This window comes from Burkholderiales bacterium, assembly GCA_035560005.1.
Taxonomy (GTDB): domain Bacteria; phylum Pseudomonadota; class Gammaproteobacteria; order Burkholderiales; family Eutrophovitaceae; genus DASRFY01.
The window spans coordinates 51539-63643 of the sequence record DATMAN010000043.1 but is presented as its reverse complement, the minus strand read 5'-3'; the positions used below and the strand labels follow the sequence as shown (position 1 = coordinate 63643).

Annotated in this window: 11 protein-coding genes; 5 read left to right on the top strand and 6 right to left on the bottom strand. The window is 66.8% G+C overall.

Annotated features, from left to right (window positions below):
• Positions 1–8: 8 nt before the first annotated feature.
• Entirely contained in the window at positions 9–1187 is a 1179-nt protein-coding gene (locus tag VNM24_06400; protein HWQ38234.1) for a pyridoxal phosphate-dependent aminotransferase, read from the bottom strand.
• 203 nt (positions 1188–1390) lie between these two features.
• On the opposite strand from VNM24_06400, the gene VNM24_06395 reads away from it, so the two are divergent.
• The 5 genes from VNM24_06395 to VNM24_06375 all read left to right on the top strand — a co-directional run bounded on the left by VNM24_06395 (position 1391) and on the right by VNM24_06375 (position 6412).
• A complete protein-coding gene (locus VNM24_06395) occupies positions 1391–1879 on the top strand; it encodes a transcriptional repressor (GenBank protein ID HWQ38233.1) in 489 nt (162 codons plus the stop codon).
• 95 nt (positions 1880–1974) lie between these two features.
• On the top strand, positions 1975–2910 hold the full coding sequence (locus VNM24_06390) for a 2-dehydropantoate 2-reductase (GenBank protein ID HWQ38232.1): 936 nt from the start codon (positions 1975–1977) through the stop codon (positions 2908–2910).
• A 28-nt stretch (positions 2911–2938) separates the two neighbouring features.
• The gene (locus tag VNM24_06385) at positions 2939–4027 is read left to right on the top strand and encodes an enolase C-terminal domain-like protein (GenBank protein HWQ38231.1); all 1089 of its coding nucleotides are present in this window, start codon (positions 2939–2941) and stop codon (positions 4025–4027) included.
• Between the two features lie 289 nt (positions 4028–4316).
• On the top strand, positions 4317–5702 hold the full coding sequence (locus VNM24_06380) for an FAD-linked oxidase C-terminal domain-containing protein (protein HWQ38230.1): 1386 nt from the start codon (positions 4317–4319) through the stop codon (positions 5700–5702).
• Entirely contained in the window at positions 5699–6412 is a 714-nt protein-coding gene (locus VNM24_06375) for a hypothetical protein (GenBank protein ID HWQ38229.1), read from the top strand. Before VNM24_06380 ends, VNM24_06375 begins: the two co-directional genes overlap by 4 nt.
• Before the next feature lie 51 nt (positions 6413–6463).
• Here the strand turns inward: VNM24_06375 and VNM24_06370 are convergent, their stop codons facing one another.
• The 5 genes from VNM24_06370 to VNM24_06350 form a co-directional block, all read right to left on the bottom strand.
• Positions 6464–6862: a DoxX family protein gene (locus VNM24_06370; protein HWQ38228.1), complete on the bottom strand. Its 399-nt coding sequence runs from the start codon at positions 6860–6862 to the stop codon at positions 6464–6466.
• A gap of 57 nt (positions 6863–6919) precedes the next feature.
• A complete protein-coding gene (locus VNM24_06365) occupies positions 6920–7336 on the bottom strand; it encodes a CDGSH iron-sulfur domain-containing protein (protein ID HWQ38227.1) in 417 nt (138 codons plus the stop codon).
• Between the two features lie 188 nt (positions 7337–7524).
• Complete coding sequence (locus VNM24_06360; GenBank protein HWQ38226.1) at positions 7525–8307, bottom strand: 3-hydroxybutyrate dehydrogenase; 783 nt, start codon at positions 8305–8307, stop codon at positions 7525–7527.
• Between the two features lie 96 nt (positions 8308–8403).
• Complete coding sequence (locus VNM24_06355) at positions 8404–9447, bottom strand: lipocalin-like domain-containing protein (GenBank protein ID HWQ38225.1); 1044 nt, start codon at positions 9445–9447, stop codon at positions 8404–8406.
• Between the two features lie 104 nt (positions 9448–9551).
• Positions 9552–12080, bottom strand: coding sequence for an FtsX-like permease family protein (locus VNM24_06350; GenBank protein HWQ38224.1), 2529 nt, complete (start codon positions 12078–12080; stop codon positions 9552–9554).
• Positions 12081–12105 lie beyond the last annotated feature (25 nt).

The window sequence follows — 12105 nt, the reverse complement described above, 5'->3', positions numbered from 1 at the left end:
TCGAGGGCTTATCTGCCGAGATACTGGCCGAGGCGCCGGACGCCTTCGGCGAGCACAGGAATCGGTTTGGGATAGGAAAAGCGCACGTGCTCGTTCGCACGATGGCTGCCGAAGTCGATTCCCGGCGCGATCGCCACCCCCGCCTTCTCCAGCACGTCGAGACAGAAACCGTAGCTGTCGGAAGTGAGCCGGCTGCAATTGGCGTAGATGTAGAAGGCGCCCCGGGGCTCGACCGGAATGTCGAACCCGAGCCGCCGCAGCTCCGGCAGCAGATAGTCGCGTTGCGCCTGGAATCTGGCGCGGTTGCCTTCCACGACTTTCAGCGTCTCGGGCGCAAAGGCAGCCATCGCCGCCTGCTGGGCGATGTCGGAGTTGGAGATGTAGAGGTTCTGCGCCAGCTTCTCGATGGCATCGACGTAGTCCGCCGGCGCCACCATCCACCCCAGACGCCAGCCGGTCATGCAGAAATACTTCGAAAAACTGTTGATGACAAACGCGTCGTCCGCGACCTGCAGCACGCTTTGCGCCTCGCAGCCATAGGTCAGGCCGTGATAGATCTCGTCGACGATGAGCCGGCCGCCCCTGTGACGCGTGACTTCCGCGATGCGCGCCAGCTCCGGGAGCTCGACGAGGGTACCGGTGGGATTCGAGGGTGAAGCCACCATGACCGCCACGGTGCGGGGAGTCCAGTAGCGGTCGACCAGTTCCGCGGTGAGCTGATATCCGGTCTCGGGACCGACCGGCACGCCCACCGCATGGCCTTCCATGGCCCGCACGAAGTGGCGATTGCACGGGTAGCCGGGATCGGCCATGAGCACTTCGTCACCGGGCGAGAGCAGCACGCCCATGGTCAGCAGCAGCGCTCCCGACGATCCGCTCGTCACGCCGATGCGTGTTGCAGGCACGTCCACGCCGTAGCGGCCGCGATACCAATTAGACAAAGTCTCGCGCAAAGACCAAGTCCCGAGCGAGGGCGTATAGCGGATCTGGTTTTCGCGCAATGCTGCGATGCCGGCGTCAACGATCGGCTGAGGGGTGGGAAAGTCGGGCTCACCGATCACCATGTTGACGATGCTGCGGCCCTGCGCCTCGAGCCGCTTGGCGCGAGTGATCAATACCACTACGTGAAATGGTTCGATTTCCGCCATCCGGGCCGCGAGGCGCAGGCGCTGCGGTTGAGAATTCACTGCTGTTGCAGATCGGTTCATCGGGGGGAGTTCCAGGTGCTCGGCCATGGGCGCCAGCGGATTCTAGCTTCTTCACGACTTGCGCCCGCCGAAGGCCGGTGTCCGGATGCCGCCGGCGCGCAGTCATGGTCCGGGCCGGACGGACAGGTGTTGCTGATTTTCCGGCGCCACTGTCTATAATCCAAGGCGGGGGGAGGTACATCATGAAAAGGGGTCGCACTGCAACGCCAGCCGTTGCAGAAGCGCTCATCCGCAAGACCGGTCACAGGGTCACCACCGCGCGCGTGCAGATTCTGACCCTGCTGCTGAATGCCGGATCCGCGCTCACGCACAACGAAGTCGAGGACCAGCTCGGAAAGAACCTCTCGGTCGATCGGGTCACGGTGTATCGGGTGCTCGACTGGCTGACGCAGGTGGGGCTGGCACGCCGCATTACCGAATCGGATCGCATCTGGCGCTTCATCGCGCTCACGGAAGGACGCACTGCCGCCAGCAGCGCGCATTTCACTTGCACGTGCTGCAGCCAGACGATCGTCCTGCCGGGCGCCGCGCCGCAGCGGCGCCCGAGGCTTCCGCCTGGATACCGGGCCAGGCAGATGGAGCTGTCGGTGCGCGGACTGTGCGCCGATTGCTCGCGACCGAACCACAGTCCAGCCGCTCACGCGCGGGAGGGCGCGCGCCGCGTTCGCTGAGCGACCGACCGGATCCGTCCGAGCGGTGCGAAGACCGGCCCGCCGCTGCGGGCGGGTAGAATTGCGCCTCGGTTTCACGAACGGAGCGCAACGCAATGAGAATCGCGGTGATCGGCAGCGGTGGCGTCGGCGGGTATTTCGGCGGCCGTCTCGCCGCCGCCGGTACGGAAGTCACCTTCGTCGCGCGCGGGCCGCACCTGATGGCGATGAAGCAACGCGGCTTGAAGGTGCTCTCCGCGCTCGGCGACCTGCATCTTAAGGACGTGCGCTGCACCGACGATCCCTCCTCGATCGGCCCCGTGGACGTCGTGATGATCGCCGTCAAGCTCTGGTCCACCGGGGAGGCGGCACGCTCGGCCAAGGCGCTGCTCGGCCCGGAGACCGCGGTGGTGTCGTTCCAGAACGGCGTAGTCGCCGTCGACACGCTGATTCCGGTGGTGGGCCGGGAGCACGTGATGGGCGGAGTGGCCAACATCGCCGCGCTCATCGAGGAGCCGGGCGTGATCCGCCACAACGGCTACATGGCCAATCTGTTTTTCGGCGAGCTGGACGGCAGGCGCTCGGCACGGGCCGAAGCGTTGCTGGCGGCGTGCCGGAAAGCGAATATCAGCGCCGATATCGTCCCGGACATCCAGTTGGCGATCTGGGAAAAATTCGTGCGGCTGGTGACGATGTCGGCCGTAACCACGCTCATGCGCTTGCCGATCGGGCCGATCCGGGAAGACCCGGACACGCGCGCGCTGCTCATCCAGGTGATGAAGGAAGTGGTAGCGGTCGGACAGGCCAAGGGCATCCGTTTTCCCGTCAACATCGTGGAGGACCAGCTCTCGAAGATCGATTCCTACCCGCCGGGAATGGTGGCCTCCATGTGCGGAGACCTGCGGCGCGGCAACCGCCTGGAGCTGCCGTGGCTCTCCGGCACCGTGGCGAAACTCGGCGCGGAGCTCGGAACTCCGACGCCGGCCAACCAGTTCGTCCATGCCGCGCTCAAGCTGCACGCCGACGGTCGTCATCCGCTGGCGCAGATCTGATTCAAACGATTCTCTCGAGGAGCTACAAGTGAAGCTGACGATCAGGAACATCCGGGTAAGACCGGTGATGGCGCCGCTCAAGCGCCCGCTGCGCTCGGCAAGCGGCGAGATCCCCACTGCGCCGCTGGCGCTCGTCGACCTGGAGACCGCGGAAGGCATCACCGGGCGTGCGTATCTCTTCGCCTTCCACGACTACCTGCTCAAGCCGCTGGTATCGACGCTGGAGGGCTTGGCCGGACTGATCAAGGGCGACGCGGTGGCGCCGGTCGCGCTCGACGCCAAGCTGCGCGCGCGGCTCACGCTGTTCGGCACCGACGGCACCGTGGGGCTGGCGCTGTCGGGCATCGACATGGTGGCATGGGACGCGCTCGCCCAGGCGCAAGGCGTGCCGCTGGTCGTCCTCCTGGGCGGGGAAATCCGCCCGGTACGCGCTTATAACAGTTGCGGGCTGTGGATCAAGGATCCCGCACTGCTCGCCGACGAGGCTGAGCAACTGCTGGCCGAAGGCGGCTTCGGCGCGGTGAAACTGCGCATCGGGCGCGACGATTTCAAGCAGGATCTCGCCGCCGTGCGCAACGTCAAGCGGCGCATCGGCGACGAAGTCGCGCTGATGACCGACTTCAACCAGCGCCTCACCGTCAACGAAGCGATCCGCCGCGGTCGTGCGCTCGACGACGAGGGCCTGTACTGGATCGAGGAGCCCGTGCGGCAGGACGATTATGCAGGCTGCGCTCGCATCGCCTCGGAAGTCAAGACGCCCATCCAGATCGGCGAGAACCTGCCCAACACTTTCGAGATGCAGAAAGCGATCGAGGCCAAGGCCGCGGAGTTCTACATGCCCGACGTCCAGCGCATCGGCGGAGTGAGCGGTTGGCTGCGCGCCGCAGCGCTGGCGCAGGCGCACGGACTGGACATGTCCAGCCATCTGTTCCCGGAATACAGCGCGCACCTGCTCGCCGTCACGCCGACCTGCCACTGGCTCGAATACATGGACTGGGCCAACGCGCTTCTCGCCGAACCGTTCCAAGTGAAGAACGGTCACGTACTCATCCCCGATCGGCCGGGCAGCGGCGTGGTGTGGGACGAGCAGGCGGTGAAGAAGTATGCAGCACCGTGAGTCCGACTGCCTGCAGGAACCCGGTAACGAACCGGCACGGGCCGAGAACCGCGATGCATTCCGACCCGTATCTCCAGATGCCCCTGGTGATTTTGCTGTAAACGGCGGTTTGCTTGACCCGAATGTCGGCAGGCTGCGGGCCAGATCGATTCGAAACTTGGCGGATGGGCGTTGCCGTCGCTACCGGTGGCCGGGAGGGCGCCAGGACTACCGTTTCCGCTAAGATGTCTTCCTTCGAATCACCCCGCTCGACGCCCCGGCGTCGCCGCGCATCATCACGAGGCCCGACATGACCCTTGCCGCCACCCACGTGCAGTCAGCGATCGAGGCGCTGAAGGCCCTGTTCGGCGATCGCCTGTCCACCAGTCCCGGAATCCGCGACCACCACAGCAAGGACGAATCCTGGCATCACCCGCACCGGCCCGACGCCGTCGTGTTTCCCGACACGACCGAGGAGGTCGCACAGGTCGTGCAGCTCTGTGCGCGTCACCGGACGCCGGTGATTGCCTACGGAACCGGGACCTCGCTCGAGGGCAACGTCATTCCCCACCAGGGTGGCGTAGTGCTGGACCTGATGAACATGAACCGCATCCTGCGCGTGAGCGCGGAGGACCTGGATGCCACGGTGCAGGCGCGCGTGACCCGCAAGCAGTTGAACGACTACATTCGCGACCAGGGATTGTTCTTTCCGATCGATCCGGGCGCCGATGCCTCCCTGGGCGGCATGGCCGCCACACGCGCCTCCGGGACCAACGCCGTGCGTTACGGCACCATGCGTGAGAATGTGCTGGGACTCACAGTGGTGCTGGCCGACGGGCGCGTCATTCGCACTTCGCGCCGCGCGCGCAAGTCGGCGGCGGGCTACGACCTCACCCGGCTCTTCGTCGGTTCGGAGGGTACGCTGGGCATCATCACCGAGGTCACGCTGCGCCTGTACGGCATCCCGGAAGCGATGGCCGCAGCGGTGTGCTCCTTCGACAGCATCAAAGGCGCCGTCGACACCGTGATCCAGACCATCCAGCTCGGCATCCCGGTGGCGCGCATCGAGCTGCTGGACGACGTGCAGATGGACTCGGTGAACAGGTTCTCGAGGCTCAGCTATCCGGTCAAGGACACGCTGTTCCTGGAATTCCACGGCACCGAAGCCGGCGTGAAGGAGCAGGCGCAGATGGTACAGGCGATCGCCAGCGAGAACGGCGGGGCCGAGTTCAAGTGGGCCGTCAAGCCGGAGGAGCGCAGCAAACTGTGGACCGCGCGCCATGATGTCACCTACGCCAACAAGGCGCTGCGCCCGGGCTGCGAGATCTGGGCGACCGACGTGTGCGTGCCCATCTCGCGGCTCGCGGAGTGCATCCTCGAGACCAAAAAGGACCTGAAGCAGAGTTTCCTCACAGCGCCGCTGGTCGGTCACGTCGGCGACGGCAATTTCCACCTCGGCTTCCTGATCGACCGCAACAACCCCGCGGAGATCGCCGAGGCCGAGCGACTGAACGAACGGCTGGTGATGCGCGCCTTGGCGATGGATGGCACCTGCACCGGCGAGCATGGCATCGGACTGGGCAAGATGAAATTCCTGATCGCCGAGCACGGCGAAGCGGTCGCCGTCATGCGCCAGATCAAGAAGGCGCTGGACCCGGACAACATCCTCAACCCGGGGAAGATCTTCACGTTGTGAAGCGGATCCTCATCGCGCTCGGGACGGGGCTGGCGCTCGGCGCGCCGGCCGCGTGCCCGGCCGCGGAGAGCGTATCCGGCACGTATCGCGGAACCGTTGGCGACAAACCCGTCACCGTGCTGCTGCATGATTCCGCCACGGAGGTCACCGGGCGTCTCACCGTCGAAGGCGGCTACACCGTCTTGCTCAAGGGCAAAGGCACGGCGGGCGGCGTGACCGGCGGCGCATCCAGCCCGCTCGGTGTGGCGACGTTCGAACTGCGGCCGATCGACGGCGGGCTCATCCTCACCCTGGAAGAAATGGCGCCCGTGTCCGGCCAGACATTGCGCACGCAAGTCCGGTTGTCGAGGGCCGCGGCGGCGCCCTCCCTGCCGGATGCTGCACTCGATGCCACGGTGGCGCAGCGCGATCCGCGGTTGATCGGGGTCTGGCAAGGCAGCCGCCTGCACCACGCGGGCGACATGGTTCTGCACGCAAGCGCCGTCCTGGAACTGCACGCCGACGGGTCGTTCGCGGAGAAGGCCCATATCACCAATGAAGGCTCGATGAGCGTGGCGCGCCGCGGGCAGTGGAGCACCGCGGCGGGAGCGCTACGGATTCGCCCTAATGGTGGTCGCGAATGGACCGCGCTGGGCAGATATCAGGTGAGAGACGACGCGCTCGTGCTGATCGGCGCGGACGGCGAGTCCGAGGTCTGGCGCAGGCGTTGAAGTCGCAAAAAAAGCGCGGCGGTCGCCGCGCTTCGACAGGCAAGTCTCCGGTCAACCTTTCTCGGCGGCCCACTTGCCCGGGCCGTGGGCCATCACATAGAGCAGCCCGCCCAGGATCGAGACGTTCTTGAGGAACTGAATCTGCTGCATCATCGCCTGGTCTTCGGGCACGGCCCAGAACGCATGGAAGATCGGCGTGACGATGATGACGAACACGGCGAGCGCCGCCGACGCCCAGCGCGTCTGCCAGCCGATCGCGACCAGAATGCCGCCGCCCAACTCGACGATGATCGCGATCACCAGAAGCACCTGGGTCGCCGGAACATTGTAGGCCTGCATGTATCCGACCGTACCTTCGAAGCCCGTGATCTTGCCCACACCCGAGATGATGAAGATCAGCGCCAGCAGGATCCGGCCGATCGGCGGTCCGTATTGCTTCACCATTTCCATCGATGCCTCCTCTTGGTTGCGTTGACGGTTGGCGTTGCGTACTGCACTTCGACGCGGTCAAGCCGCCTCGAACCCGATATTCCGATGAGTACCGTCGCAGAACGGCTTGTTCTTCGAACCTCCGCAACGGCACAGCGAGGCCTGGGTGCCGCTCCATGTGGAATTGTCGGCACCCTCGATGCGCATCTCGCCCACGCAGCGTAGCGGACCGTTGGTTCTCAGGCTGATGCGCAATCCCGTTCCCGGCGCAACGGGCTCCAGAGTCTTGGGCTGATAGGATCCCACCCGCGCGGCCTCGCGAAAACCGGCCTTGGCGTGCGTGCCGTCGCAGAAGGGCTTGCTGGACGAACCGCCGCAGCGGCACAGCCACGCCTCGGCGGTTTTCCGCAGGAGCGTGCCGTCCGCGGCCAGGATCTCGATCTCGCCCTGGACCTTGAGCGGGCCGTCGATTTGCGGCTGGAGCAGGTTCGGCATTTGGCGCGCATATTACTCCCTTGTCCGCCTGAACGGCCGACTTGAACGCTCGCCGAGGACGCGGGGGGAACGCCGAGGAAATCAGAGGAAAACAGCTTTGTGGAGAAGCGGGCCGACCACGGCAAAGCCTCAGGCGCCCTGCAAAGGCACGTTGCGAGCGCTTGAAGCGGCCGATCAGGCTGTCTCTTCTACTGAGCGACCCAGCCGCCGTCGATCGGCAGCGCAGCCCCGGTAATCGAAGCGGCGGCTTCTCCGGCCAGGAACACGGCAAGCGCCGCGACTTCCTCGATCTTGACGAACTCCTTCGAAGGCTGGCGTTCCAGGATGACCTTCCTGATCACGTCCTCGCGCGCGATCCCGTGTACGCGCGCGTTGTCGTCGATCTGCTTCTCGACCAGCGGCGTGAGCACGTAGCCCGGGCAGATGGCGTTGCAGGTAATGCCTTTGCCCGCGGTCTCCAGCGCCACGGTCTTCGTCAAGCCGACCAGGCCGTGCTTGGCCGCGATATAGGCCGACTTGAAGGGAGAGGCCACCAGCCCGTGCGCCGACGCGATGTTGATGATGCGACCCCATCGCCTCGTCTTCATTCCGGGCAACGCGGCGCGAATCGCGTGGAAGGCGGCGGACAGATTGATGGCGAGGATCTCGTTCCACTTCTCGACCGGGAACTCATCCACCGGTGCGACGTGCTGGACGCCCGCGTTGTTCACCAGGACGTCGACCGCGCCAAGCTCCCTGCCGGCCTGCTCGATCATGGCCACGACTTCTTGCGGGCGCGACATGTCGGCGGGCGAGAAAGCTACCTTGACGCCGAATTCCGAGGCGATGCCGGCGCGCATGCGTTCAATCTGCGCGGCGTCGCCGAAACCGTTCAATAACACGCGCGCACCCTGCGCGGCGAACGCTCTTGCGATACCCAGGCCGATGCCGCTCGTGGAACCGGTGACTACGACTGCCTTTCCATTGACCATCTCGCGAATCCGTCTGGCTGCGCGCTTCCCGGCGCAGTCTAGCAGAGCGCGCGCGACAATCGCAGCAGTGCGCAACTTGTATCGATCGGGGATCGCTCAGAGATTGAGCCTGCCCGCGTAGCCGGTCAGCTCGAGATAGCCGCGACCCAGGACCTCGGTGCCGCCCCGGGCGCGTACCGCACCCTCCCAATACACGGTTCCGGTACTGGCGCGTGCGTCGAGCTCCTGGTCGTCCATCAGCGGATCCAGCTCGATCTGCAGCGCGCCGGCGCGCACGCGCATCGCCACGGGATACGTCGCACCGGTGCGCGGCGAACGCCAGTACCTCAGCGGCGCGAACTCGATATCGCGCGGCGCGAATACGGTGAGCCTTCCGCGCGCGTCGCGGTGGCTGCCACCCGCCCAGAAGCTGCCGCCCGCCCGGTCGCGGATGCGAAACGCCATCAGCGCGGATCCGTCGGCGAAATTGATCCCGGTCCAGTCCCAGCCGACCGCTTCTTGCGCCAGATATTCGCTCGACCACTCGTGGTCCAGCCAGGCTTCTCCGCTCACGGCGAGACGGCGCCCGTCCACCTCGATTCCGCCGTTCACGCGCAGATGCGGGCGGCTGTAGTAGTAGCTGGCCTGCGCGGGGCGCGGTCCTTTGCGGCTGTATCCGGCCTCCCCCTGCAGCAGCGGTGGCGCATCGGTCGCGAATCCCAGATCGAGACCGAACTCCCGTGCAAGGATGGTGGCGCGATAGCCATGCCGGTCGCGAGACAGGCGCCAATCGCCGATCCTCACCTCGGTATCCCCTTCGGCTGCGGACGCGAGGCCGAAGCCTTCGCGCGCAGCGCGCTGATCGTGGCGCAACCGCCCCCGGCGTGGATCGGCGATCGCCGCGTGCGCGAACAGCAGTTGCTTGGGCGCGAAGCGCGACGGGTTGTCTTCCTGCACGCCGGGCCGGTTGCGAAAAAACGTGACCTGGAAGCCAAGCGCCGCGCCATCGGTGGTGGTCAACCAGCCGGTGATGTACCACCACTCGGTGCGAAAGCGCGGATGTGCGCCGTGATCCCGCGGGAACTCGAGTCGATGGCCCGGCCGTACCTGGGCATAGTCCGCGCTCTGTCCGGGCGCAGCCCACAGCAAGGACAGGCTCAAGGCAAGGCTCGCAAAGGAGCGCAAGCAACGCGGCGATAGACGAAACATCTCCACCCACAAGACGCTCCGCATTCCATTTGCGGCCATCGCGTCTTCCCCCGGTCTTACCAGTCTTCCCTGACCGCGCGCACGGCTTCGCCCGACAGCGCGTAACGGCCGCCGACAACGGCGGTCGCGACGGCGAGCACCAGCACACAGAAAAGGAACGCGGCGATGCCGCCGATCGGATAGTGCATCTCCATGCTCCAGTGAAACGACTGGCGATTGACGACGTGCACCAGCAGCAGGCTGACCACCCAGCCGAGTACCAATCCAACCAGTGCCGCTATCGTGCTCACGATCAGCCCTTCGCAGGCGAGCATGGCTGCGATTTCCCTGCGGCCTGCGCCGATGTGCCGCAGCATGCCGAATTCCTGCCGCCGCGCAAACGCGTTGGCCGCGAAACTGGCCGACAGCCCGGCCAGCCCGATCGCGATCGCCACCGCCTCGAGCGCGTAGGTCACCGCAAAGGTGCGGTCGAAGATGCGCAGCGACCACGCGCGGATTTCGGCCGGCTGCGCAATCTCCAGTTGCTCGCCGGCCGGCACTGCGGCGCGAATGCGCTCCGCGACCGCAGCGGGAGCCACCTCCGGGTGCAGCCACACGCCCGCGTCGTTCGCGCGCCGATCGCCGGTGAGGCGAACGTACACGCTGCGCTCGATCAGGACGGCGCCGTTCTGCCTCGCGTAGTCGCGCCAGACGCCCGCCACCGCGAAGCGGTGCCGCTGCCCGGCGATGGGAAGCCACACTTCGTCTCCCGGTTGCCAGCCGAACACGTCGCAGACGTGCTCGCTCACCCAGGCGGCGGGAAGCCCGCGCGCCGCCTGCGCCGCGCCGCGCACCAAGGGGATCTGCCGCAGCGGGTCTTCCAGATCGCGCGCGATCAGGGTGACGCGCGGTCGCGCCGGATCGAGCAGGATGTGCTGGCTGCGCAGGAATTCCACCTTTCGAATGCCGGGCACGGCGGCGATCCGGCGTTGTGCCGCCTCGTCCAGATAGGCCGTGTCGCCCGAGGGTGCGGCCCGAACGTAAAGGTCCGCCGGCAGGATCCGCTGCAGCCAGGCGTCCAGCGAGTCGCGAAACGAAGCCACCATGATGGCCATCGCGACGGCGAGGCTGACCGAGGCCACCAGGGCGGCCAGTCCGACGCTCAACTGCCCTGCCGCCTGGCGCAGATGGGCGATGGACAGCCGCAGCCACGCCGATCGCCCCGTCGGCAGGACCTGCGCCACCGCGGCGGTCACGCGCGGCATGAGCAGCAAGGTTCCGATCAGCAGCAAGGCGATCGCGGAATATCCGGCCACGGGCAGCTCGCCGACAGGGCGCTGTGCAGCGAGCGCCGCGCCCGCGACCAGGAAGAGCAACCCCGGCCACGCGGGTTTCAGGCGCTCGAAAGCCCTGAGTTCCTGACCGGCTCTCAGTGCCCGGGCGAGCGGCATCCGCGCCGCATCGAGCGCCGGCGCGAGCGTTCCCAGCACGGCCGCGGCAATGCCGAACCCCAGGAAAAGAAACAGAAACGGCGCATCCAGCGACAGCGTCGCCTCCCAGCCGCGGAAGTACTCGGCGCCCAGATCCGCGCCGTAGAGCCGCAACACCGCGCCGGCCAGCGCGATCCCGAGCAGCACGCCGAGCGCCGAGCCCAGCAATCCCACGGTGGCGCCCTCCGCGACAAGGAGCAGCGCGAGAGCGCGTCGCGTCACGCCGATCACCCTGAGCAGCGCAAGCTGCGAGCGACGGCGCACGATCGACAGCGCCTGGGTGGAAAAGACGAGCAGCCCGCCGGTGAACAGCGCCACCAGCGCCAGCACGTTGAGATTTACACGATAGGCGCGCGTCAGACGCGCGTTGGCCTGCAACGCAGTTTCCGGCCGCTCGATGAAGACGCCGGGGGGCAGCTCGGACGCGACCTGCTCGACGAAGCGCTTGGCGTCCGCGCCGGCCACCAGATCGAGATCGATGCGGGTAATCGCGCCGATGCGGTCGAACAGCCGCTGGGCGGCGCCGATGTCCATCCACGCGAAACGGCCGCGGCCCGCGCCTTCGCTCAGCGTGCCGGCCACTCGCAGCTCCATCACCCGCAAGCCTGCCTGCAGCCGGATGCGATCGTCGCGGGCGACGCGCAGCCACTGCGCGGCCGCGGGCGACAGGAATACGGCGTCCGGGCGCAGCATGTCGAGCGGGTCTTCGTCTTCTTCGGACTCGCGCGCAACCAGCGCCGGTTGTACCGCGGCGGCGCGGAACACGTCGAGCCCGATCACCCGCAGCGTCTCGTCGCGCCCGGCGAGCCTGGCCTCCACTTCCACGGCCGGGCTGGCGTCCAGTACTTCCGGGCGCGCTGCCAGCCGTGCGTAGACTGCCTCGTCGAAACCGGCACGCGGGCCGCGCACGGTGAGCTCGGCTTCGCCGGACAACGTGGCGCTGGCTCGCGCCATTTCGTCGATCGCCGCCCGGTTGATGAGTTGCACCGCATAGCCCAGTGCGACCCCGATGGTGATCGCGCCCACGGAAAGCAGCAACCGCCCCTTGTTCTGCCAAAGCGGCTGCACGATGAGCAGGATCGAGAGCACGAAACTCCCCGGCTGGAATGAACTCAACGCGCGGGACGTCCAGGACGCAGAA